General features: G+C 70.0%; 19 protein-coding genes. 5 read left to right on the top strand and 14 right to left on the bottom strand.

All coding sequences use genetic code 11. The annotated features are described in order from the left end of the window. Positions 1 to 25 precede the first annotated feature (25 nt). From ACTWQF_RS08910 to ACTWQF_RS08890, 5 genes are all read right to left on the bottom strand, one after another. Positions 26 to 1,234, bottom strand: coding sequence for an LCP family glycopolymer transferase (locus ACTWQF_RS08910; RefSeq protein WP_443278643.1), 1,209 nt, complete (start codon positions 1,232 to 1,234; stop codon positions 26 to 28). Further along, positions 1,231 to 3,333, bottom strand: a complete 2,103-nt coding sequence (locus ACTWQF_RS08905; protein WP_443278642.1) for a bifunctional polysaccharide deacetylase/glycosyltransferase family 2 protein — start codon at positions 3,331 to 3,333, stop codon at positions 1,231 to 1,233. Before ACTWQF_RS08905 ends, ACTWQF_RS08910 begins: the two co-directional genes overlap by 4 nt. Beyond that, on the bottom strand, positions 3,330 to 3,653 hold the full coding sequence (locus ACTWQF_RS08900; RefSeq protein ID WP_443278641.1) for a hypothetical protein: 324 nt from the start codon (positions 3,651 to 3,653) through the stop codon (positions 3,330 to 3,332). Before ACTWQF_RS08900 ends, ACTWQF_RS08905 begins: the two co-directional genes overlap by 4 nt. Positions 3,654 to 4,211: 558 nt before the next feature. Then, positions 4,212 to 4,859 (bottom strand): DUF6461 domain-containing protein, encoded by a 648-nt coding sequence (locus tag ACTWQF_RS08895; protein WP_443278640.1) that lies wholly within the window; start codon positions 4,857 to 4,859, stop codon positions 4,212 to 4,214. Positions 4,860 to 5,015: 156 nt separating this feature from the next. Further along, the gene (locus tag ACTWQF_RS08890) at positions 5,016 to 8,291 is read right to left on the bottom strand and encodes an AfsR/SARP family transcriptional regulator (RefSeq protein WP_443278639.1); all 3,276 of its coding nucleotides are present in this window, start codon (positions 8,289 to 8,291) and stop codon (positions 5,016 to 5,018) included. Positions 8,292 to 8,769: 478 nt separating this feature from the next. Here ACTWQF_RS08890 and ACTWQF_RS08885 point away from each other — a divergent pair, with 478 nt between their 5' ends. Together ACTWQF_RS08885 and ACTWQF_RS08880 are read left to right on the top strand one after the other, a co-directional pair. After that, entirely contained in the window at positions 8,770 to 10,383 is a 1,614-nt protein-coding gene (locus ACTWQF_RS08885) for an MFS transporter (protein WP_443278638.1), read from the top strand. Between the two features lie 245 nt (positions 10,384 to 10,628). Then, entirely contained in the window at positions 10,629 to 11,459 is an 831-nt protein-coding gene (locus ACTWQF_RS08880; protein ID WP_443278637.1) for a hypothetical protein, read from the top strand. A 72-nt stretch (positions 11,460 to 11,531) separates the two neighbouring features. Here ACTWQF_RS08880 and ACTWQF_RS08875 read toward each other — a convergent pair whose 3' ends face one another. Continuing rightward, positions 11,532 to 11,984: a winged helix-turn-helix transcriptional regulator gene (locus tag ACTWQF_RS08875; RefSeq protein ID WP_443278636.1), complete on the bottom strand. Its 453-nt coding sequence runs from the start codon at positions 11,982 to 11,984 to the stop codon at positions 11,532 to 11,534. A gap of 102 nt (positions 11,985 to 12,086) precedes the next feature. Here ACTWQF_RS08875 and ACTWQF_RS08870 point away from each other — a divergent pair, with 102 nt between their 5' ends. Beyond that, positions 12,087 to 13,376 (top strand): MFS transporter, encoded by a 1,290-nt coding sequence (locus tag ACTWQF_RS08870; RefSeq protein WP_443278635.1) that lies wholly within the window; start codon positions 12,087 to 12,089, stop codon positions 13,374 to 13,376. A 42-nt stretch (positions 13,377 to 13,418) separates the two neighbouring features. Here the strand turns inward: ACTWQF_RS08870 and ACTWQF_RS08865 are convergent, their stop codons facing one another. The 3 genes from ACTWQF_RS08865 to ACTWQF_RS08855 form a co-directional block, all read right to left on the bottom strand. After that, a complete protein-coding gene (locus tag ACTWQF_RS08865) occupies positions 13,419 to 13,715 on the bottom strand; it encodes a hypothetical protein (protein WP_443278634.1) in 297 nt (98 codons plus the stop codon). Next, positions 13,712 to 14,005, bottom strand: coding sequence for a hypothetical protein (locus ACTWQF_RS08860; RefSeq protein WP_443278633.1), 294 nt, complete (start codon positions 14,003 to 14,005; stop codon positions 13,712 to 13,714). Before ACTWQF_RS08860 ends, ACTWQF_RS08865 begins: the two co-directional genes overlap by 4 nt. 66 nt (positions 14,006 to 14,071) lie before the next feature. Next, positions 14,072 to 14,560 carry a hypothetical protein gene (locus ACTWQF_RS08855; RefSeq protein ID WP_443278632.1) on the bottom strand — a complete coding sequence of 163 codons (489 nt, stop codon included), beginning with the start codon at positions 14,558 to 14,560 and terminating at the stop codon, positions 14,072 to 14,074. Positions 14,561 to 14,674: 114 nt separating this feature from the next. Between ACTWQF_RS08855 and ACTWQF_RS08850 the strand changes: the two genes are divergently transcribed. Both ACTWQF_RS08850 and ACTWQF_RS08845 read left to right on the top strand, forming a co-directional pair. Continuing rightward, complete coding sequence (locus ACTWQF_RS08850) at positions 14,675 to 16,792, top strand: DUF4429 domain-containing protein (RefSeq protein ID WP_443278631.1); 2,118 nt, start codon at positions 14,675 to 14,677, stop codon at positions 16,790 to 16,792. 31 nt (positions 16,793 to 16,823) lie between these two features. Then, complete coding sequence (locus ACTWQF_RS08845; protein ID WP_443278630.1) at positions 16,824 to 17,330, top strand: RipA family octameric membrane protein; 507 nt, start codon at positions 16,824 to 16,826, stop codon at positions 17,328 to 17,330. Positions 17,331 to 17,365: 35 nt separating this feature from the next. On the opposite strand, the gene ACTWQF_RS08840 is transcribed toward ACTWQF_RS08845, so the two are convergent. The 5 genes from ACTWQF_RS08840 to ACTWQF_RS08820 all read right to left on the bottom strand — a co-directional run bounded on the left by ACTWQF_RS08840 (position 17,366) and on the right by ACTWQF_RS08820 (position 22,716). Then, positions 17,366 to 18,199, bottom strand: a complete 834-nt coding sequence (locus tag ACTWQF_RS08840; RefSeq protein ID WP_443278629.1) for a carbohydrate ABC transporter permease — start codon at positions 18,197 to 18,199, stop codon at positions 17,366 to 17,368. Positions 18,200 to 18,211: 12 nt separating this feature from the next. Next, positions 18,212 to 19,162 (bottom strand): carbohydrate ABC transporter permease, encoded by a 951-nt coding sequence (locus tag ACTWQF_RS08835; RefSeq protein WP_443278950.1) that lies wholly within the window; start codon positions 19,160 to 19,162, stop codon positions 18,212 to 18,214. A gap of 49 nt (positions 19,163 to 19,211) precedes the next feature. Then, entirely contained in the window at positions 19,212 to 20,498 is a 1,287-nt protein-coding gene (locus tag ACTWQF_RS08830; protein ID WP_443278628.1) for an ABC transporter substrate-binding protein, read from the bottom strand. Between the two features lie 77 nt (positions 20,499 to 20,575). Next, entirely contained in the window at positions 20,576 to 21,811 is a 1,236-nt protein-coding gene (locus tag ACTWQF_RS08825) for an enolase C-terminal domain-like protein (protein WP_443278627.1), read from the bottom strand. Continuing rightward, complete coding sequence (locus tag ACTWQF_RS08820) at positions 21,808 to 22,716, bottom strand: 5-dehydro-4-deoxyglucarate dehydratase (protein ID WP_443278626.1); 909 nt, start codon at positions 22,714 to 22,716, stop codon at positions 21,808 to 21,810. The genes ACTWQF_RS08825 and ACTWQF_RS08820 overlap by 4 nt, the downstream gene beginning before the upstream one ends. Between the last annotated feature and the right edge of the window lie 24 nt (positions 22,717 to 22,740).

Below are 22,740 nucleotides of genomic sequence, written 5' to 3'. Positions count from 1 at the left end.
CGCCAACGGCACACCCGGGCCCGGGTCAGCCGCGGCGTCCGCCAGTGACGGTCACCGGGTGATCCTCACGGAGCTGCCGGAACAGTCGGGCGGAGCGCTCGGCGTCCCAGCGGATGACGTTGCCCTTGGACGTGGGGAGGCCCACCGCGTCCACCGGCACGGTGACCCGCTGCGGTTTGCGGCCGCCCGCGCCCTGCACCGAACGGAACATCTCGATCAGACGCCGTAGATCCATGTCCTGGTCCACCACAAGCGTCTCCAGGCCCGCGTGAAGTGCCGGGTAGAGCTGCGACGGGTCAAGGACGGTGCCCGGTCTGGCGGCCTTGTGCGCCAGTGCCGAGAGGAAACGCTGCTGATTGCGGGAGCGGCCGAGGTCGCCCTCGGTTTCCTGGTGGCGCTGCCGGACGAAGGCGAGCGCCTCCCGACCGTGCAGCGTCTGACAGCCGCGTCTCAGGTCGGCTCCGGACTTCTCGTCCTTGATGTCCCGGTCGAGACACAGACGGACCCCGCCGACCGCGTCGACGATCTTCACGAAGCCGGCGAAGCCGATCTCCGCGTAGTGGTCGATCCGCAGGCCGGTGTTGTGTTCGACCGTGCGGGCGAGCAGTTCCGGACCGCCGTACGCGAACGCGGCGTTCAGCTTGTTCTTGGCAGGCGGGACCTGCTTGCCGGTCGCCGGGTTGTGGAAGCCGGGGATGGTGACCCACGAGTCGCGCGGCAGACTGACCATCACCGTGCCGTGCGCGCCCTTGTGCAGGACGATCATCGAGTCCGTCCGGCGGCCTCCGCCGCCGCCCGCGTGCAGATCCCGCACGTCGGTGTCGGAGAGGCCCTCGCGGCTGTCGGAGCCGACGATCAGGTAGTTGGTCCCCTCCCCCGCCGGGTGGCGCCCGCCGAAGGCGCCGAGGTTCACCTCCCGGTTCAGTTCGGTCTCCGCCCAGGTGTAGGTGCCGCAGGCGGTGGCCAGCATGGCGACCAGGAGCGCGAGGGCCGGCCGCAGCACCCGGCGGCGACGCCTCGGACGGGCGTGTCTCTGCGCGGGCGTGCGCATGCGCACCAGCGCGGTGCCCCGCCAGCCGTACACCTCGCGCCGGGCGCCGAGCACGGGCGGGGCAGGACGACCGGGCGCGACGGCCGCGGCCCTCGGCTCACTCGCGGTCGCACCGGGCACGTCGGGCGCATCGGGGGCGTCGGGCACATCGGGGACCCCGGGGACGTCGAGCGGGCGGGTCATCGCAGTTCTCCCCTCGGTCCTTGGTGCAGCAGGCCGCGCTCCGCCGCCTCCTCCACCTGGTACGGATCGGCGGTGCCGGTGCGGTGCATGCGGTGCCACTTGAGGCGCGAGCCGAGCAAGGCCGTCATCACCGAGTGGATGACGACCAGGTACAGCAACTGCCGGTAGACGAAGAGCTGGAGAGGGAGCGACCACAGGGCGCGCAGCCGCTCCCCGTCCAGCCACAGCGCGTATCCGGCGGTGGCCATCTGCACGGCGAGGAAACCCAGCCAGACGGCGACCGCCTCTGTCGGGTCGCGGAAGCACACGCCGTACAGCGCGAAAACGTCCACGACCGGGGCGAACAGCGGCAGCACGACCTGGAAGAGAGCCAGATAGCTCAGCCCGCGGCGGCCGAACCGGCCGGCCGGCCCGACCTCGCGTACGGCGTGCCGGTGCTTCCACATCGACTGGAGGGTGCCGTAGCACCAGCGGTAGCGCTGCCGCCACAACTGTCGCAGGTTGTCCGGGACTTCCGTCCAGGCGACGGCGGACTCCTCGTAGACGACGCGCCACCCGGCCCGCCACAGCGCCATCGTCAGGTCGGTGTCCTCGGCGAGGGTGGCCTCGCTGACGCCGCCGACGCCCATCAGCGCGTCGCGCCGGAACGCCCCGATGGCGCCAGGGACGGTCGGCATGCACTCCAGCACCTCGAACATGCGCCGGTCCAGGTTGAAGCCCAGCACATACTCCAGGTGCTGCCACTTGCCCAGCAGGTGACGGCGGTTGCCGACCTTCGTGTTCCCGCTGACGGCCCCGATGGCGGGGTGGGCGAGCGGCTGGACGAGGCGGTGGAGCGCGTCGGGTTCGAAGACGGTGTCGGCGTCGACCATGACCACGATGTCGTGCAGCGCGTGCGCCAGCCCGGTGTTGAGCGCACCCGGCTTGCCGGCGTTGGGCCGGCGCACGAGGGTGACGCGCGGGTCGGTGATGCCGTCCACGACCGTTGCCGTGCTGTCCGTCGAGCCGTCGTCGATGACGATGATCTGGAGGTCCTGATAGGTGGAGGCGAGCAGCGAGTGCACCGTAGCGCCGATGCCTGCCTCCTCGTTGTGCGCGGGGACGAGCACGGTCACCGGGCCGGTCACCTCGCGCAACCGCGGTGCGCCGGGTCGCCACCGGTCGCGGCGGCGCACGTGGACGCGGGCGAACCAGGCCAGCATCGCCAGCCGCAGCAGCCCGAGCACGCCCGCCACGACCAGCGCCCAGGCCATCGCCCGGGAGAAGATCCGGCCGAGTTCCTGGGCACGGATCAGGCCCTCTCCCTTCACCCGTTCGGAGAGCGGTGCGGGCGCGGTGAAAGAGAGCTGCCCGAGCCCGGCCGAGACGGTGGTGAACCTCTCCACCTCCCGGTCGCGCAGCAGCGCCCGCGCCTCGCGGTAGCCGAGGTCGGTGTGGCTGTACTGGCGTACGACGCCCTCGGCGGGCTTGTGGCTCTTCCGGTCGGCGGCGACGACCAGATACCCCTGCCGGGCCGCGCGCTGGGCCGCGGCCCATTCCGGGCCACACAGTGTGTCCGCCGCCGTGGTGTGCGGGAGCCGCAGCAGCCGGGTGCGCACGCCCGCCGTACCGGCCAGCGCCGTCTGCGTCAACGACAGCTCCATACGGGCCCGCAACGGCGACGCGGCACCCAGATCGCCGCCGGTGTAGGTGTACGAGCCGATCTCGTGTCCGTCCTCACGGATCCGCCGCATCAGTTCCGGGTGCCGGGCGGCCTGCTTGCCGTAGACGAAGAAGGTGGCGTGGGCGCGGTGCGCGGCCAACAGGTCGAGCAGCCGCGGGGTCCAGACGGGGTCCGGACCGCCGTTGAAGGTGAGGGCCGCCGTACGTGCGGGCATGGCGGCCGTCTCCACGCCGTCGCCGGTGAATCTCAGGACCGGCTGCCCGGTGTCGGCGCTGCGCGGAATGGGCTCGGCGCAGGGACGTTTGGTGCGGGCGGCGTCGACTTCGTGCGTGGTCCAGCCTTCGAAGAGGAGAGTGACGATGACAACCGTGAGGACGAGCAGTAACAGCACCCAGTGCCCGCGTGGGGGACGGCGCAGTGCGTGCCGGGCGCTCATCCGCGGATGGCCGGATGCGGGGACTCGACGGGGGACGGGGTACGGGAGGGCGGCCGGGAGCCGGGCCCGCGCCGTTCGGCCCCGGCGCCGGTGTCCCGCCGAGTGTCATCCGCAGGGTCGGTGCCGTGCCGCGCGGCGGCGCCCCGTTCGGTGTCGCTGAGATCGGTGCCGCCGCGCGGGGCACGCCCCTGCTGTGCGGGGCCGGTGGGGGCGGCCTCGCCGGTACGGGGAGGCTGCTGCTGTCCGGCGGGCTGCCAGATCCCGGCGAGGACGACTGCGACGAACATCAAATACGCGCCGCAGGCAGTTCCGAGTGCCACGGCAATAGGCCGGAGCACCCTCCTTCGTTTACCTGAACGTTCAATGAATATCGGGCGGTTGCCCTGCTTGTTCTGCGTCGTACCGTGGGGGGTGTGATGCATGAAGGCTGAGTTTAACCAGACCTATTCGCCCCTGAGCAAGAGCGCATCACCGCGCGTAGACGCGGTTGACATGACCGGCTACGAGATGGGAAGGCAACGATCACCTTCCCGCGAAGTCGCGTTTTCCCAGTTCACCCGATTCCACCCAAGTAGCCTGCGAAGGGCGGGATTTACGCAGGTCAGCAGGGTCGCACCAGCGAGGAGTGGAGTTCGTCCGCCCGTCGCACCGTCGAGATGGAACCGCTTCGCTCCCGCCTCCGTCCCATTCCGGGCCTCGGTATCGCAGTATGGCGGGAAAGTGGTGCGCGGGAACGGCACTACGACAGGAACGGCACTACGGCCAGTACGCCAGGAAAGGAGACGGAAATCCCGCGGACATGGCTATTTCATCGGCAGTCGATACCCTGATCTTGCATTCAGCCTCGGCGGCCTGAATAGCATGCCCTCAGCAGGGCCTCACCTATATGGGACAAGGCCACCCGTGTACCTGAGGGAGTCGAGCAGTTGGGGGGTCAGCAGCACCCCGGTCAGCCGGGCGGCGAGCGCGAAAGCGGCCTCCGTGCACAGCCGGAAGTCACGCTCCTCGCCCTCCCGCAGATCGAAGCCGGACTCCCGCAGCACACCGGCCACCTGCTCGGCGTCGCTGCCTTCGCGCTGTGCGGGGAACAGCGGCTCGAAGTGCAGCCGCAGCCTGCCGTCCTCCACCCAATGGAAGTGGTCGCCTGCCCCGATGTTGTAGTAATGCGAGACGAGGGCACTCTGCCTCGAGAGCGCCTCTTGCCGAGAAGAATCGTTGCCCAGAAAGCCGTTCGGCTCGACCAGCAGCGTCCACGGAGCGGCCGTACCGTCCTCCCCGGCGCCCTCAGCCTCGACGGCGGCAACGAACAGCTTGTCGTCGTCGTACTCGTCCCACGCCTCCTCGGCGGCCTTGCACACCTCCGCGACACCGGACAGGGTGCGCATCGCCTCAGTGACGCCCATGCGGCGCAGGGCTTCGTCGGGGTCCAGCCCTCTGACGTACGTCAGACAGTGCCCCTCGCTCAGCGTCGGGTAGCGCTCGGCGAGCCAGGTGAAATCGGCAGCGGTGACGGATGACGCACTCATGAAGGCATCCTGCCATTCGGCACTGACTCCCCCACGGGTCCGGCTACTTCGCCGGCGCCGACCTCCAGCTCGTCGAAGAGCTCGTACATCCTCTTCCCCGCCGATTCCCGACCAGGCTGCCTCTGATTCGGGCAGCGAACGCCGGGTGCGGGCGGGTCAGCCGGGTTCTGCAGACAGTGCCTCTTCGGGTGTCAGCGTGCTGCCGCGCCGGTAGGCGGTCCGGTAGGCGTCCTCGTCCAGGTGCTTCTGTATCGCCATCGTGATCCGGTCGACATCGCCTCGTTCGGCCGGGGGAAGCGGCATGCCCACGGAGTCCCTGGCCGCGTACGCGGCGCCGAGGAGCACGGCGGCGTGCGCGTGGCGTCCCGCGAGGGTGTGGGCGCCTGCCAGGCCCTCCAGGGCCAGCGCCATGGCCCGGGAGTCTCCCGTGTTGCGGGCCGAGGTCCAGCCGTCCTGGTGCAGGCGCAGAGCCTGGTCCGCTTCGCCGCGCTGTTCGGCGATGAAGCCGAGTTCGGCGAGGGCGAGCGCGCGGCCGGGTTCGAAGGACATCGTGGTCTGCCACCGCAGCACTTGGCGCATGTGGGCCTCGGCGGACTCGAGCCGTCCTTCGCGGCGAGCGCCGAGGCCGAGGCCGACCTCGGCGTGGATCTCTCCCGGCTTGAAGCTGTGCTCGGCGGCGAGGCGCTGCGCCCGCTGATGGAACTCCCGTGCCCTGGCGTGGTCACCGGTGAGCATGGCGGTGCTGCCCAGGCTGGTCAGCCGGTCGGCGGCCTCGGGCCACAATCCGAGGTCCTCGGCCAGGCGCAGCCCCTCTTGGTGGAGTTTCGCCGCGCGTTCGTAGTCACCGGCCATCTCAGCCAGCGAGGCGAGCGGTTCGACGGTCTGCAACTGCCCCCAGCTATCGGCCAGTTCGGAGAAGAGATGCGCGCTGCGCTGTCCGTGGTGCGCGAGCCGGGTGAGGTCGCCGCGCACATGTGCCTGGTTGGCCCGTACGCTCAGCGCCGCAGCGGTTCCCCAGGGGTCGCCGAGGGCCTGGAACGCTTCGAGCGCCTGGTCGATGAGTACCTCGCTGGCAGCCTGGTCGCCGACGCCGAACAGGGCGAAGCCGAGGAACCACTGTGCTCTGGCCCGCTCCCGCCGGTCCTTCACTTCCCGGGACAGGTCCACGGCGACGCGGCTGTACTGCGTCCGCTCGGTGCCGTCGCCGACGAGGACGGCGAACCCCGCGCGCCACGCCCGGGCCTGGGCCCGCAGGGACGCAGCTGCCTCCGGGTTCCGGGCGGTCTCGGTCTGCTCTGCCGCGGCGAGCGCCGCCTCCAGTGACCGGCCCGCCTCCCGGAGTCGGCCACGCAGGAACCAGTACCAGGTCAGAGCGTTGACCAGCCTGAGAGCGTCCTCGACGGCACCGTGCTGTACGGCGTGGTCGAGCGCCCGGCGGATATTGGCGGTCTCCGCGTCCAGGAGGCGCAGTTGGCGTCGCTGGTCGGGGCCGTGCATCAGCGGTGCGGCGCGCTCGGCGAGTTCGGTGTAGTACCGGCGGTGGCGCCGTAGTACCTCCTCGCTCTCGCCGGCCTCGTCCAGGCGGGCGAGGCCGTAGTCCGCGACGGATTCGAGGAGCCGGTAGCGGGGTTCGTCGCCGCTGTCGTCCATGACGACCAGCGAGCGGTCCACCAGGCGGGCGAGCAGATCGAGAACGTCGTGGGAGTCCACACCTTCCCCGGCGCAGACAGCCTCCGCCGCCTGAAGGGTGCATCCCTCGGCATGGGCGGCGAGGCGGCGCAGCACGGCACGCTCGGGGCAGGTCAGCAGGCCCCAGCTCCAGTCGATCATGGCTCGGAGTGTCTGCTGGCGGGGCGGGGCGCCCCGGTAGCCGGTGGCGAGGAGCCGGAAGCGGTCGTCGAGGCGGTGGACCAGCTCTCGTACGCTGAGAGCGCGCACCCGGGTGGCGGCCAGTTCGAGCGCCAGGGGAATTCCGTCGAGCCGACGGCAGATCACCGCCACGTCCCGGGCGTTGCCGGCGTCGAGCGCGAAGCCGGGCGCCGCGGCGGCTGCCCGCGCGACGAACAGCTCGACGGCGCTGGAGCGTGCCACCTCGTCGAGTCCCGGCTCGCCGGCCGGGTCGGGCACCTCCAGCGGGGGCACGGCCCGGACCACCTCGCCGGGAATGCCGAACGGTTCCTGGCTGGTGGCCAGGAGGCGCAGGCCCGGGGAGCGCTTCAGCAGCAGCGCCGCCAGTTCGGCGACCGCGTCGATGATGTGCTCGCAGTTGTCGAGGAGCAGCAGCAGCCGCTTGCCGCCGAGTGCCTCGGCGAGACGCTCGGCGGGTGAGGAGGACCTGTTCGTGCCGGGGGATGCGGACCCCGGCTCCTCCCGGATGCCGAGCGCCGTCATGACGGCCTCCGCCACCGGGTCCACCGCTTTCGCGCTGCCGGTACGGCCCAGCGCCGCGAGCTCGACCAGCCAGGCGCCGTCGGGGAAGTCAGCGGCGAGCTGAGTTGCGGTCTCCAGTGCGAGCCTGGTCTTGCCGACGCCGCCGGAGCCGGTCAGCGTCACGTGCCGCGCGGTGGCGAGCAGGCCCTTCAACTCGGCAACCGCCCGCCGGCGGCCGACCAGCTCGGTCAGTGGAGCAGGCAGGTTCGAGACCGTGCGCCACAGCGGGTCCGCGACGCCGGTGGTTGTTCTCAGCTCCGTGTCCTGCTCCAGCATCGCCTGGTGCAGAGCGGTGAGTTCGGGGCCGGGGTCGAGGCCCAGTTCGTCGGCGAGCCGGGTCCGCAGCTCCTGGTAGCCGGCCAGTGCTTCGCCCACCCGGCCGGCGGCGTACAGAGCGCGCATATGGAGGGCCCGCAACCGCTCGCGCAGCGGGTAGCGCACGACGAGCTCATGCAATTCTCCCGCCACGTCGAGGGGTTCGCCCAGTTCGATCCGGGTCTCGGCGAGCGCTTCGAGGGCGGCGAGGCGGGCCTCTTCGAGGCGGGTGATGACCGGGCGGGCGAACGCGGCGTCCTCGAAGCCGGAGAACGCCATGCCCCGCCACAGCGCGAGGCCGTCCGACAGGAGCGCTGCGCGGGTGCGCGGCGCTTCGGCAGCCCGGGCACGCGCCGTAAGGGCTGCGAACCGGTCCATGTCGACGCTCTCGGGTTCCGTACGCAGCAGATAGCCGTCGTCGCGCAGCATCAGCAGCTCACGGCCGCCCGCTTCCGCATCCTCGAACACCTTCCGAAGCTGCCAGACCTTGGTCTGCAGGGCTGCGGAGGGATTTCCCGGCAGCTCCCCCTGCTCCCACAGCTGGTCGACGAGCCGGTCCGCGGACACCGGGCGCCCCTCCTGCGACAGCAGTGCGGCCAGCAGCGCTCGGGTCTTGAGTCCGGGCACGGTGACCGGGCTGCCGTCCGCCCTCCACACGGCCAGTGGCCCCAGTACCCCGAATCGCATGAGCGCCACCGTAATGCAGCCCCCGTGGCGTACCGGGAGTCGGCCGTGAGCGGGTGGTGAGCCGGTGGTGAGTGCCTCGACGCAAGCTGGGCCATGTCCACCACCGTCGGCGGTACGCCGACCCGGCACAGGAGCGTTTCCGATGTCCGACAACCGCCGTCTGCGGTCAACGATTCGCATCGGCAGTACGTGCCGGGGTCGCCTCGGTTCCCACTGTGGCCCGCCGGCGCGCCGCAGAGGCCCGTCGGCGCGGGGGCCTCGGCGCCGACGGCCGCTGACACAGGACATCCGCGGGGTTCACGGCCTCCGTCACGGCGCTCGACCAGCTCACCTGGTGGGCGCGGTGCTGCACGACGCCCGGGACGTCCGTCCGTAAGAGCTCTGGCTCCTGGAGTGCCTTCGACGGTGCCCTCACCCCCGTTCCCCCTGCCCCGGACCACCAGGGCGCAGACGATCCACGAACCTTGGAGGGTTCACTATGACGACAGAAGCTCAGGCCCCCGCGGACCTGAGGGCCGGACCCCGGGAGTGGCTCGGGCTCTTCGTGCTCACGCTCCCCACGATCCTGCTGGCCCTCGACGCGACCGTGCTGAACCTCGCGGTCCCGCACATCAGCGCGGACCTCAAGCCCACCAGCACCGAACTGCTGTGGACGGTCGACATCTACGGATTCATGATCGCCGGATTCCTGGTGACCATGGGCACGCTGGGCGACCGCATCGGCCGTCGAAGGCTGCTGATGATCGGGGCGCTCGGCTTCGGCCTCGCCTCGGTCCTCGCCGCGAAGTCCACCAGCCCGGAGACGCTGATCGCGGCCCGCTCGCTGCTCGGCATCACCGGCGCCACGCTGATGCCCTCGACGCTGGCCCTGATCAGCAACATGTTCAAGAACCCCCGGCAGCGCGGGGTCGCCATCAGCGTGTGGGTGACCTGCTTCTCCGTCGGTATCGCCGTCGGCCCTGTCCTGGGCGGTGCGCTGCTGCAGTGGTTCTGGTGGGGTTCGGTCTTTCTGCTCGCCGTGCCGGTGATGGTGGTGCTTGTGGTGGCGACGCCGTTGCTGATCCCCGAGTACAAGGACCCGGAGGCCGGCCGTATCGACATGGCCAGCGTGGTGCTGTCCCTGGTGACGGTGCTGCCGGTGATCTACGGCATCAAGCGCGTGGCCGAGCACGGCGTTGACGCCCAGGCTGTCGTGACGCTGCTGGCCGGCGTGGTCTTCGGCGTGCTGTTCGTCCTGCGCCAGCGCAAGCTTGCCGATCCGCTGCTGGATCTGCGGCTGTTCTCGGACCGAGCGTTCACCACCGCTCTGCTGGTGCTGCTGCTCGGTCTCGGCCTGATGGGCGGGCTGTATCTGTTCATCACGCAGTACCTCCAGTTGGTGGAGGGTCTCTCACCGATCACGGCGGGGCTGTGGCTGCTGCCCGCGGCCGCGGCACTGATCGTGGCCTCTTCGGTGACGCCCGTGATCGCCGGCAAGGTCCGCCCCGGGTACGTCGTCGGCGGCGCGCTGTTCCTCTCGGTGTTCGGCTACGCCTTGATCAGCCTGGTCGACAGCACCGACGGACTGCCGCTGTTGGTGACCGGCTTCGTGCTCGTCTACACCGGCATCAGCCCGATGATGGTCCTCGGCACGGACCTGGTCGTCGGCTCGGCGCCACCGCAAAAAGCCGGTTCCGCCGCGGCGATGTCGGAGACGGCAATGGAGTTCGGCATCGCGCTGGGCATCGCCGGCCTCGGCAGTGTCGTCACCGCCGTGTACCGGCAGGGGATCGGCGAAGCTCTGCCGTCGGGCCTCCCGGAGTCGGCCGCTGACACGGCACGCGACACGCTCGCCGGTGCCGATGCCATGTCCGACTCGCTGGGCACCCAGGTCCTGGAGCAGGCCAGGGAGGCGTTCACCAACGGTCTGAACCTCGCGGCCGGCACCGCGGGCGCGGTTGTGGCCGTGATGGCTGTTGCCGCGATGGTGCTGCTACGACACGTGCCGGCGGGCGGCGCCGAGGACGAGGAGGCCGGTGAAGCCGGTGAGACCGATGACACCGGTGAGGCCGCGCCGACGGCGGAACCGGCGACTGCCGGGGACAACCGCTGAGGCGGGTCGCAACCGGTGGCCGGGCCGCCTTGTGGTGCGACCGGGATCCTCTGCGGGAGCAGTCGTTGTGCTGAGGGACAAGTCCGCATCGGCAAGGGCAGGGGGCGCCCGGTGTCGGCCCCCTCGGGGCGCATTGCGCGTTCCGCTGTTCTCCCGACTCGACGTACGCCCTGGGCAGTTCGGGGAGGAGCTGCTGGAATGGCTTACGGGGCTTCGCACGGCGGTCCCTGGAGAGGGGGAGCCCCATGGGTCAGCTGTCATGGTCGGCTCGGGTCGTCGTGGTGGCGTTGGCGTTGCTGGCCATGCTGGCCGGACCCGTGCCGGTCGCCTCGGCCGCCCGGGTCCAGGCCCCGGCAGGGGACTGCGCGACGACGCTGCGCTGCGACCTGGCCGGGCTGGAGCGTATGTCCATGGCAGATCGCGTGGAACTGGTCCGCGCCCTGCAACGGCAGCACGGCCCGGCCTTCGAGCCGGGCTTCCGGCGCTGGGCCGCGATCGCGGGAGTGATGTCAGCGGCGCGGGACCGGGGGCTCGGCGATCCGGGCACGTGGATGTCAGTGACGAACGCGGGCCTGCTGGAGGCGATGGAGCGGGGACTCGCGCGTGGGCGCGACCCGGAAGCAGACGTGTACGGCAACCCCGGCGCCCTGCGTTGGTCCACCTATCTGACGAACCTGGCGGCCGGTCGCCTCGACTCACGTCCCCGGCACGACGGGGAATGGAGCAAGGCAGAACAGACCTCCCTGGACCACGGGGACCGGATCGCCCGTACGGAGTTCGGCCTGCAGCCCACCCCATCCGAACAGCGCTTCAAGCAGCTGACCGACCTCTATCGCTGGGCCATGCAGAACGAGGACGGGCTTCCGGCCCAACTGGGCACGCTGGCCCCGGTGCTGTGGTGGTTCACGGATGTCCGCAACGAGGACTCCTACCGGATCAGCGCCGAGATCGCGATGACGGCCTCCTTCGGCCCGCCGGGCATCGAGAGCCTCACCCGGCTGCTCCGGCAGATCCAGCGCGAATGCCGCACATGTACCTCCCCGCTGCCGGTCTCTGTGCACATCGGAGCTCGCTGATCAAGCACATCCGAGCGTCGATAACCTGCCCGAGTGATGACACCGACCTGATGCTCCTGTCTCCGGCTCGGATCACTGGGTGGAGATCTTGTGGACGGTGGTGTCGTCGGGGTTCAACCGTCGCCCGTCCGCGGACAGCACTTCCAGCGCGCGGAGGCCCTGTCCCTGTTGGCGGTCGACCAACTGTGAGTGTGGTTCGCCGGGGTCGAAGAAGTTCTGTTCGCCCCACTGTCGCAACGCCACGATGACGGGGAAGAGTGCCTTGCCCTTCGGAGTCAGTACGTACTCGCGGTAGGCGCTGCCGTCCGAGGCGGGGACGGATTCGAGGACTCCGCCGGCGACCAAGGTGCGCAGACGCGCGGTGAGGATGTTCTTCGCCACGCCGAGGCTGCGCTGGAACTCCCCGAAGCGCCGGCTTCCGTCGAAGGCGTCCCGCACGATCAGCAGGGACCACCAGTCGCCGATCGCGTCCACCGACCGGGCGACGGGACATTCGCTGTCGTCGAAGCGCGTCCTGGTCACCATGGCGCCCCTCACTCTCATGTCGGTTGCAACATGCTACCAAAAAGCCTACCGTCGCCCTCGTCATTGGTAGCAAGATGAAACCAGATACGCGGAGGAGTGCCGATGCCCGGCAACGGTGAGGCTGTGACACGACGGACAGAGGCCCGAAGCCGCGAAGGTTCCGCGTTCGTCCTGTCCCGTGGCGTCGTCATACTGTTCGCCGTCGCCTGCGGGGCCGCGGTGGCCAACGTCTACTTCTCCCAGCCGCTCCTGGTGGCCATGGGCCACGACCTCGCCATGAGCCCGGCACTCGTCGGCAGCGTCGTCACCCTCACGCATGTCGGATACGGACTGGGACTCTTCTTCCTCGTGCCGCTGGGCGACGTGGCCGACCGCAGACGGCTCATCGTGGCCCAGTTGCTGCTCCTGATGGTGGCGCTGATCGTGGTAGCGGCCGCCCGCACGGCGGCGATCCTGCTCGCGGGCATGGCCGCGACAGGGCTTCTCGCGGTCGTCACGCAGACGTTGGTGGCCTTCGCCGCATCACTGGCCCCTCCCGCCGGGCACGGACGGGTCGTCGGGCTGGTCACCAGCGGCGTGGTCATCGGCATCCTGCTCGCCCGCACCGCATCCGGCATCATGGCCGATCTCGCGGGCTGGCGCTCCGTCTACCTCGCCTCGGCGTCGCTCACCGCTCTGCTCGCCCTGGTCCTGTACCGAGTGCTGCCGCGCCACAGCGCCGCTCCGCCGACGACCCTGCGCTACGGACAGCTCCTGCGCTCCACGATCATCCTGTTCGCACGGGAACGACTGCTGCGGCTCCGGGCCCTGTTCGGTCTGCTGATCTTCGCCGCCTTCAGCACCCTGTGGAGCAGCGTCGCGCTGCCGCTCAGCGAGGCCCCGTACTTCCTGCCCCACAGCGCGATCGGGGCGCTGGGGCTGATCGGTGTCGCCGGCGCCCTGGCCGCGACCGTGGCGGGCCGCCTGAACGACCGCGGACTCTCCCGGCGGACCACCGGCCTCGCCCTGGCACTGCTCGCCGTCTCGTGGCTGCCCTTGGCCTTCACCCGCAGCTCGCTCTGGGCCTTGGTCGTCGGGGTGATCCTTCTCGACCTCGCCGTGCAGGCTGTCCATGTCACCAACCAGACCCTGATCTACGCGCTGCACCCGGACGCGGGCAGCCGGCTGATCGGCGGATACATGGTCTTCTACTCGATCGGCAGCGCCACCGGCGCCATCGCCGCGACCTCCCTCTACACGGTGGCCGGCTGGGGCGCCGTATGCGCACTGGGTGCCGCCTTCAGCTGCCTCGGGCTCGTACTGTGGGCGTTCACTCGACACAGCTCCCCGGACCCCACCGCCAAGGTGACCTCCGGCTGCGAGGGTTGGGCGTTCTCGCCGAACGCTGAGTGACGGGCACGCCGCAGGCCAGAGGAGTGTGCGGCCCTTCAGGGCTCAGCCGAACCAGACCACCACGGGGATGCGGATTTCGCGGGCTTCCGGGAGCACCTGGTATTCGAAGAGGACGGGTGCTCCGTTGACTTGGAGGCTGTAGCGCGAGCCGGAGTCGTCCATCGGGTCGCCGGGCGGTTGGCGGCCGGCTTCTATGGCGGCGCCCGCTTCCAGCGCCAGGGCTCTGAAGAAGTACACCGCTTTCTTGGCCAGGTCCGGGGGCCAGTCGCCCATGTCGGCGGCCGGGATTTCTTCGGTGTAGACGCGCCAGCCGCTGCGGTGCGGCTGTTCCTGGCTCACTGCGTGCCGGCCCCCTCGATCCGGCCGGCCAGGTCGTCGACGGCGACCAGGCGGTGCCCGCGGGCGGCGTTCGCGCGGCTGGTCTCGGCGTGGGGGGCGCGGTTGAGCATGGCTGTCTTCCACCAGCTGCGCATCACGCCGGGGACTTCCGTCTCGTCTGCGGCCAGGACCTTGCTGTAGAAGAGGGCGCGGTCGGCGCCGCTGAGGGCGTCCCCGATCGCGTTGATGGTGTGCGGGATCGCCGGTACCGGCCCGGGCCGCGGAGCCGAGTTTTCGGGTTGTGCGGTCACTGGTCCTCCTCGGTATCGGTTCAGAGTGTCCTACGGAAGGGGTGCCGACCGCGACCTCGCAGACTCTCACCCCTGCCGCGCCGCCCCCTGCGGCCACACCACGTCCACCGGCAGGCCGATCCGCCGCGCCTCGGTCACCATGTCCGAGGTGCCCCCGCCCTGGCCGGAAGGCGGCTGCCCGTTCCAGACGGCGACGACCCGCTCCGCGCGCTCCAGGAGTACGGCGTTCGCGTCCTCGTACGCCCGTCGGCCCGCCCTCTCGTACGGCAGGACGGTCACCTCGGCCGCGGCCTCGACGAGGCGGTCGAAGAGCACGGCGTGGCCGGGCGTGACCTCGGTGCGCCGGTAGTCCTGTGAGGGGAGCACGACGACGAGCTTCCCACCGAGCGCCAGCACCGCCTCGGCGAACAGCGCGTCCGCCCCTCGGGCGATGCACGAGACCCCGACGAGCGTGCCGTCCGCGTACGGCACGAGCAGCTCCGTCAGGGCAACGCGGACCAGCGGCACGGTCGTTTCGGTCAGATCCATGTGGCCTGTCACCGCGATGGTCGTCACCACTGTTCTCTCAGCTCGACGGCACGTCCGGATGATATTGGGCTGTGAAGAGAGCCTTGTCACGAGTCGTAGCCTGGCGTGACACTGTGCGTGAGGGCTCACGGGGGTGTGGGGATGCGCCTTGAGGGTACGTCGGCACGGCTCGACTTCGACGGGTGGCGCTGCATCATCTCGTATCCACTGAGTACGCGCCGGTCGTTGCTGCGCGCTCTCGACAGCCGCCCCGTCCCTGTCGCGGCGCTCGCCGACGCGGTGCTGCGCCTGCCTGCGGGCAGGGCCCGACGGGGCGAGCTGCTGCTCGTGCCGCGTCCCGGCGCGGATCCGGTGGCCGACGTCCTGCGGGCTGCGCAGCAGCGGCTCCCCGATATGTCCAACCCCTACCTGATCCGCTTTCGCCGTACGGAAGTTGACCAGGCCAAGCAGCTGTACGCCGGCCTGTCACAGGCGATCCGCACCGCCCCGGCGCCGCCCGGCCGGACCCCGCTGGTCCCCGTGCCGCCCCCGCCGCCCGTGTTACGCGCCGTGTCGTGCACGGTCGAGTGTGACGGCAGCACGCTCAGGCTCGCCGGCGGCCCCCATCACGGCGCCGACGGCGCACCGCGGATCATCCCGCTCGCCGCCCTCGAGGGCGTCACCTATGTCCACTCCACCCGGTACGGGCCCACCCTCCGCTTACGCCTTCCGGGCGCCGCTGCTCCGCACCCGAGCCCGTTCGAAGACCCGAACACCCTGGTCCTCAAACCCTTCGACGAGGCTGCCAACGTCCTGTTCGCGGCGGCTGTGCTGCGGGGGTGTGAGGTATCGGCCGAACCCACAGCTTCTGTGCGGACCGAGGAATCCGCCGACGACGGCACCACCTTCGCGGCCAGCGCGCTACTGGCCGACGGACGCGAAGCGGGCGCCATCCGGGTCCGAACTCCCGGCCCCGACATGAGCGTCCGGGAGATCGAACTGCTCCAGGTCGACGGCTTCCCCGACCCCCGCCTCCGCCCGGCGGCGGCGGACGCGCTCCTGCGGGCCGCTCTCCGCTGGGCCTACGCGTCAGGTGCCGACTTCCTCACGGGCCGCCCCGACGCCGACGCCGCGCAGCGGGAGCTGTACCGGCGCCATGGGTTCAGCACGACGTCGGCGGCGTACCTCTCCGAAACGGTGGGCGAGGCACCACGGCCGTCGCTCGCCCTGGGGACGTACACCGCACGCCGCGACACCCACGTTTTAGACGCACTTGACGATGTGTCACCACGGCGGCGCAGGGCTGCGGGGTGCGGCTCCTGGGCGCTCGGCGCCGTCCTCTTCTACGGGTTGATCGTCCTGGCAAGCACCTCTCAACTCGCCGATGGGCCGAGTCTGTTGGGTGTTCCGCTGGGCTTCGCCGCCGTCGCGGTGCCCATCGTGCTGTTCGCCTGGCCCCGGATGCGTTCGGCCGTGCGCGCGAGCGAGCTGAGGTACGTGCAGGGCGCGCGCGGTGTATTGACCCAAGACCCTCGGCCGCCGGTCCTGTATCTGCGGTCGTTCCGCGACGACAAGCGGGCCCGAGCACCGTCCCGACCGGGCTCCCTGGTCACCGAGGAGGAGGCGGTCGCCACGGCGATGGCGGGCATCGGGCCGTTCATCGCCCTGGACCGCGACATCGAGGTACTGGGAGCGGCGAAGGGCAGGGTCGCGGACACGGACTGGCGCCCCGCGGTGACGACGCTGATGGAGCACTGCCGGCTGACTGTCCTGCGCTGCGGCGAGGGCGCGTCACTGTACTGGGAACTGGGGCAGGCAGTAACACTGTTGGACCCCCACCAGCTCGTCATCCTGGTGCCCTCGGACCACCGCCTTTACGAGACGTTCCGGGAACGGGCAGCGGAGATCATGCCGCATCCGCTGCCCGCCGTGCCCATGCCGCCGCGCCGCGCGCGCCCCCGCCTGGTGGCCGCCATACGCTTCTCGCCGGACTGGCGTCCGCAGGTCGTCTCGCTGCGGCTTCCGCCCACGCTGCGCTTCCTCTCCGTTGAGACCTGTCTGGCCTTTCGGCTCTTGCCACAGCTGACGGAGTTCAGTCCGAACCGATCGCTCTTCTGGGTGCGGCGGGTGTTCCAGTTCTGCGTGCTCGCGGCCGCCGTTTTCTTCCTGGTCGGCACGGGGCCGCTCCTGCTTGATGGCTTCGAGCATCTGACAGGCAACGGGGACGGCGGGCCGCCTTCGCCGTTCCCCTCCTTCCCCGATGCCTCTCCGCCCCCCTGACATCGCCAGGGCTTTCGGCCAAGCTCCTGTCATGCCTTCGCTCCCGGACTCCCTTTGGAACTCCTCCGTCAAACCGTCCACGTACGCCTCGGGGAACGAGCAGTACCAGGCCGCGGTCCTCGAGCAGTACAAACTCTGTGTGGAGATGGCCGACCGGGTCAGCTCACGGCGGAGCCTGACCAACACCTTCTTCCTCTCCCTCAACAGTCTGATCGCCGCCGGTGCGGCCGGGTTGAGCGACAACGTCGGGCGCGCGCCTGTGTGGATGCTCGTCGGCGCCCTGGTCGTACTGATCACGCAGTGCGCCGCCTGGTTCGTGATCATCCGCTCCTACCGGCAGCTCAACGCCGCGAAGTTCGCCGTCATAGGCGCCCTCGAGGAACGGCTTCCTGCGTTCGCCTATTCGCGGGCGGAGTGGCAGGCGCTGGGGGAAGGCAGGGACTGGCGCCAGTATCTGCCACTGACCCACGTCGAGCAGTGGGTGCCGCTGATCTTCTCGCTCACCTATGCGCTGGGGTTCCTGGCCGTGGCGTTGTGACTGCCTCTCCCACCATGGAGGTGCCTCGACCAGGGCTACATCTTCACCGCTCCGCTGACCAGCGCGGCCTGCATACGCTTCTGCAGGACGGTGTAGACCAGATAGACCGGCACAAGGGTGAGCACGGTGCCCGCCGTAAGAACCCCGTACTGCGTTCCCGAGGTGGAGATGAGGGTGGGCAGCGCGAGCTGGATGGTGCGCTGGTCCGGGTCGGGGCCGATGATGATCAGCGAGTAGAGGTACTCGTTCCAGAAGTTGAGGAAGTTCAGCAGGGCGACCGCGGCGATGCCCGGCAGGCAGATCGGCGCGTAGATCTGGCGCAGGACGGCCAGACTGCCCGCTCCGTCCATGCGTGCCGCTTCCTCCAGTTCACGCGGAATGGTGCGCATGAACTGGGTCAGCAGGACCACGGAGAGCGGCAGAGCGGTGGCCGGCAGGAACAGCACCATGAAGGTCCGGGTGTGGAAGAGTCCGGTGGCGGCGGAAAGCAAGAAGGTGGGGAACAGCGCGGCGAACGTGGGCACGAGGAAACCCAGGGAGAAGACCGTTTCCACGACACGGCCCAGTCGTCCGGTGCTCCGGGCGAGGACGAATGAGGCGGGAAGCGCCAGGAACAGGGTCAGCAGCAAACCGCCGGTGGTGACGAGGACCGAGTTGATGATGGCGGGGCCGAGCTGTGCCATCTCCCACGAGCGGGAGTAGTTGTCGAAGCTGAAGGAGTCCGGCAGCGCGAGGGGTGAGTCGAAGATGCCGTTGTTGTCCTTGAAGGACGAGACCAGGAAGTAGTAGAGGGGAACGACCAGAAGGGCGGTGTAGCCCCAGGCCAGAATGTGCGCGCAGAGCCATCCGGGGCGGGAGTACTTGTTCATGTGACCGGCTCCTCAGTAGTTCTGGCGCAGCAGCCGGCGGATCAGCAGCATGCCCGCGAGGCCGATGGCGAAGAGGACGACACCGACGGCCTGGCTGTAGCCGAGGTCGGCCTCGATGAATGCCTTCTGGTAGACGAGATACGACAGGGTCGTCGACGAGGTCCCCGGGCCTCCTTGGGTCAGCAACAGGACGTTCTGTGCGGAGCCGAAGAGGGTCCACAGGAACTGGAGCATGGTGACCACGCCGATGTAGTCGCGGATCACCGGGAAGTGGATCTGCCACATGGTGCGCCAGTGTCCCGCCCCGTCGAGTTGCGCCGCTTCGGAGATCTCCTCGCTGACGCTGCCGAGCCGTGCGGCGATGAGAACGGCGGTGAAGCCGATGCCGGCCCAGATGTCCATGGCGATGATGCCGTACAGCGCGCTGCCGGGCTCCGCGAGCCACACCTTGGTCACTCCGCCGAGGCCGATGCCGCCGAGTACGGAGTTGAGCAGTCCGTCCGGTGACAGCGCGGCGTAGAAGAACATGGCCTTGGCGGGGGTGGAGATGAGGCCGGGGATGAACAGCAGATACCGCAGCACCCGGTGGCCGGGTGGTTTCTGCGCGACGTAGTAGGCCAGCATGTACGCGCTGACGATCATCACCGGGATGGCGACGAGGAGTTGCTGAGCGGTGTTGCCCAGGGCGTCGCGGAAGGCCGCATCCGCCAGCACGGTACGGAAGTTCTCCAGCCCGGCGAAGCTGCGTGGCTGGAGCGTGCCGGGCCAGCGCAGCGCGGCGATGACGAAGATGGCCAGCACTGGGCCGATCATGAAGATCAGGTACCAGGCAAGGGCGGGCACGGCGAGCCAGGTGGTGCCGCCGCCCTTGGCGGGCCTGCGCCGGGCGGGTCTGCGCGGGGCAGCCGGCGGTGGTGGCGCGGATGAGACGCCGGCGGCCGGCGCGGCATGTGTCACGGGTATCGACGACAAGGTTTCCTCCAACGGAAAAGGGGCGCGCTGGGCGGCGGATTCAGGCGCGGACGCCGCGGTATGCCTTCTCCAGGGCCGTCCGCACCTGACGAGCACCGGAGTCCCGGTCGAACGCCGCGCCTGTGGCCTGGATGACGGCCAAGTTGGCGGCGGAGGGGACGTAGGTGTCCGGGCAGACGATCTCGCTGACATCGTTGTCGGTGAGGCGTTGCGCGGCTGCGACCAAGGGGAAGCGGGCGCTGGTCGTGCTGGTGCTGAGGGCCAGGTCCCGCCCGTGGCCGACGAACGTCGACACCACCTCGGGGCTGTACATGAAGCGCACGAACCTCTCGACGCGGTCCGGTTTCTTCCTGCCGTTGGGGCTGACCCAGATCCCGTGCGCCCCGTTCACCCGCATGACCGTGGGCTTCGGGTGTACCGAGTCCTCGGGCACCGGCCAGCCCCCGACGCGGATGTGCCCGGCCGCCTCGTCCGGTACCTCGCCGAGTACCGACGACAGCATCGAGGCCACGGCGGCCTTCTCCGTGCCGATCTGCGTGGTCATCAGGTCGGCCGACAGGCCGCGGACGTTCTCGACGAAGACACCTGCCTTGCGCAGTTCGACGAAGTGCTCGATGCCCTGCCGGGCACCGGCGGAGCCGCTGAAGTCACCACTGGCCAGCACTTCCTTCGCCTCGTCCGGCTTCAGATAGGTCTGGACGATCTGCAGGAACAGCTTCTGTCCGCTCCAGTCGTTGCCGCCGACGGTGACCGCGCCGATCCCCCGGCTCCGCAGCTTCCCGGCCGCGGCGATGAGCGCGTCGACCGTGGTGGGGACCTCGTCGACGCCCGCCCGGCGCAGCAGCGCCTCGTTGAAGACGACAGGCCAGTTCGTGCGGACGTACGGGAAGCCGCACAGTCGCCCCTTCTGGTCCGTCCACTCGGCCAGGGACGAGGGATTCACCCGGTCCCGCAGCCCCCAGCGGTCCATGTACTCCCCGACGGGCACGGTCGCGCCGAGGTCCGTCCAGGCCAGCGACTTGTCGTAGAGGTTGGTGATGACGACGTCGGCCTCCTTGCCCGCCAGCTTGGAGGTCTCGTAGACCTGTTGCAGATCGTCACCGTTCTCGAGCGCCGTGAGGGGCAGGTCGGGGTTGCGCTGCCGGAACAGCTTCACGGCCTCGTTCCAGGCGGGCGCTCCGGGGGCGTTGCCGCCCAGCTGGGAATGCACGGACAGGCCGTCGGCGGTGGAGCCTGCGCCCAGCACGCCGCAGGCGGAGAGGGCCGGCGCGGTGATGCCGGCGCCGGTGAGGGCCAGGAAACGCCGACGACTCAGTGCGGTGGGCATCCTGACCTCCTTTCGCTATCGGTGATGCGTGAGAAGGAGGGTGGGTTTTCGGTGCCGGCCTCACGGGCCGGTGTGCGTCACCACCGGGGCAAGGCGGGATCGAAATCGGGTTGGAAACGTCGCAGGTATCCGGTGTCGTCCCTGCGGTCGCGGGCCGCTTCCCGGTAGTTCCGGTGCAGCCGGTCGAGCACCTCATGGTCGAGTTCAACGCCGAGGCCGGGGCCGGTGGGTACGGGCACGCTGCCGTCGACGAACCGCAGCACGCCCGGTTTGACGACGTCGTCCTCGGCGTTCCACGGGTAGTGGGTGTCGCAGGCGTACGTCAGGTGCGGGGAAGCCGCCGCGACGTGGGTCATCGCGGCGAGGCTGATCCCGAGGTGCGAGTTGGAGTGCATCGAGAGCCCGATACCGAACGTCGAGCACAGTGTGCCCAGTTCATGGGTACGGCGTAGACCGCCCCAGGTGTGGTGGTCGCTGAGCACGACCTGCACGGCGTCACGTCGTACGGCGGCGGGAACGGTGTCGAAGGACACGACGCACATGTTGGTGGCGAGGGGCATGGGCGCCTTGTCGGCGACCTCGGCCATGCCCTCGACTCCCCCGGTGGGGTCCTCCAGGTATTCCAGTACACCGTCGAGCTGGCGGGCCACCATGTGCGCGGTCCCTGGAGTCCAGGCACAGTTCGGGTCCAGACGGAGCGGAACGCCGGGGAACTCCTGGGCGAGCCGCCTGATGGTGGCGATCTCCTCCTCGGGCGGCAGCACCCCTCCCTTGAGCTTCAGGGACCTGAAGCCGTAGTGCTGGATCATGCGGCGTGCCTGGGCGACGATGCCCTCCGCGTCCAGTGCCTCTCCCCACGCGTCGGGGATGGCGGGTGAGCCGTCGGCGGGTGGATGGCCCGCCCACTTGTAGAACAGGTAGCCGCTGTAGGGAACGGCGTCGCGTACCGCACCGCCCAGCAGCTCGCTGACCGGCTGCCCGGTGATCTTGCCCTGGGCATCCAGGCACGCGACCTCGATCGGCGATACAACTGCTCCCAGTGCGTCCGGCCGAAGCGACCCCACGGCGGCCTCGACGGCCGCGGCGATCCGGGTGGTGGCGAATACGCTCATGCCCCGGACGGCTTCCCCGGCGGCCGCCAGCCGTTCCAGCAACCGCCGGTCGCCGTGGCACTCCCCCAGCCCGGTCACATTGCCCTCGACCCGGAGCTGCACGACGCAGCGCAGCGCCAGCGGCTCGTGCACCCCGGTGGAGTTGAGGAGCGGCGGGTCCCGGAAGGCGATGGGGGTGATGATCAGGTCCTGGATCCTCATACGGCAGCACCCACTGCGCGCAGTCCACGCTCCAGGAGATCCCCGAGCCGCTCCGCGTGCTCCGGCAGCGGGTCGACCAGCGGGGGCCGCACCCCACCGACGTCCAGCCCTCGCATCCGCACAGCGGCCTTGACGAGGGAGACCGCATAGCCTGGGACCTCGTCACGCAGCTCCACCAGAGGCGCGAAGAAGTCGTCGATGAGGTGATGCGCCGTGACGTCGTCACCGGTGCTGAGAGCCCGGTGGAACGTGGTGGCGACTTCGGGAGCGAAGGCGAAGACAGCCGAGGAGTACAGCGATACTCCCAGCCCTCGGTAGGCGTGCATGGTCATCTCGGCGGTCGGCAGTCCGTTGAAGAACTGGAACCCGGGCCACGTCGACTCGACGCGGCGGACGATCCTGTGCATGCGCTCGATGTCACCCAGCCCATCCTTGAGCCCGATCACATTGGGGACCGAGGCCAGGGCCGCGACCGCCCACGGTTCGAAGACGACAGTGGCCCGCTGATAGACGATGACCGGCAGGTCGCCGGCCGCGGCCACCGTCGACACGTAATCGATCAGCCCCTGCTGCGAGCCTCCGACCAGGTAAGGCGGCATGAGCAGCACACCGTCCGCGCCTGCCCGCTCGATCCGTCGTACCTGGTCGACAGCCTGCGCCACCGGGCCACCCGCCCCCGCGAGGACGGGTACGGCTCCCGCGACGGTCTGCACAGCCACAGCGGCGCAGGTCTCCACCTCGGCCGAGGTGAGCGCGTGGAACTCACCGGTTCCGCAGGCCACGAACACACCGCCGGCCCCGGCTGTGACGCCGCGTGCGACGTGGTCCGCCAGCTGCTTCTCGGCGACTTCGCCGTCGTTGTCGAACGGCGTCACGGGGAAGAAGAGGAGTCCTTGGAGGTTCATCAAGCGGTGCCGTCCCTGGGAGGA

Source organism: Streptomyces sp. 8N114, assembly GCF_052245835.1.
GTDB lineage: Bacteria > Actinomycetota > Actinomycetes > Streptomycetales > Streptomycetaceae > Streptomyces.
The sequence above is the reverse complement of the archived record's forward strand: the minus strand, read 5'-3'. Positions and strand labels throughout refer to the sequence as shown.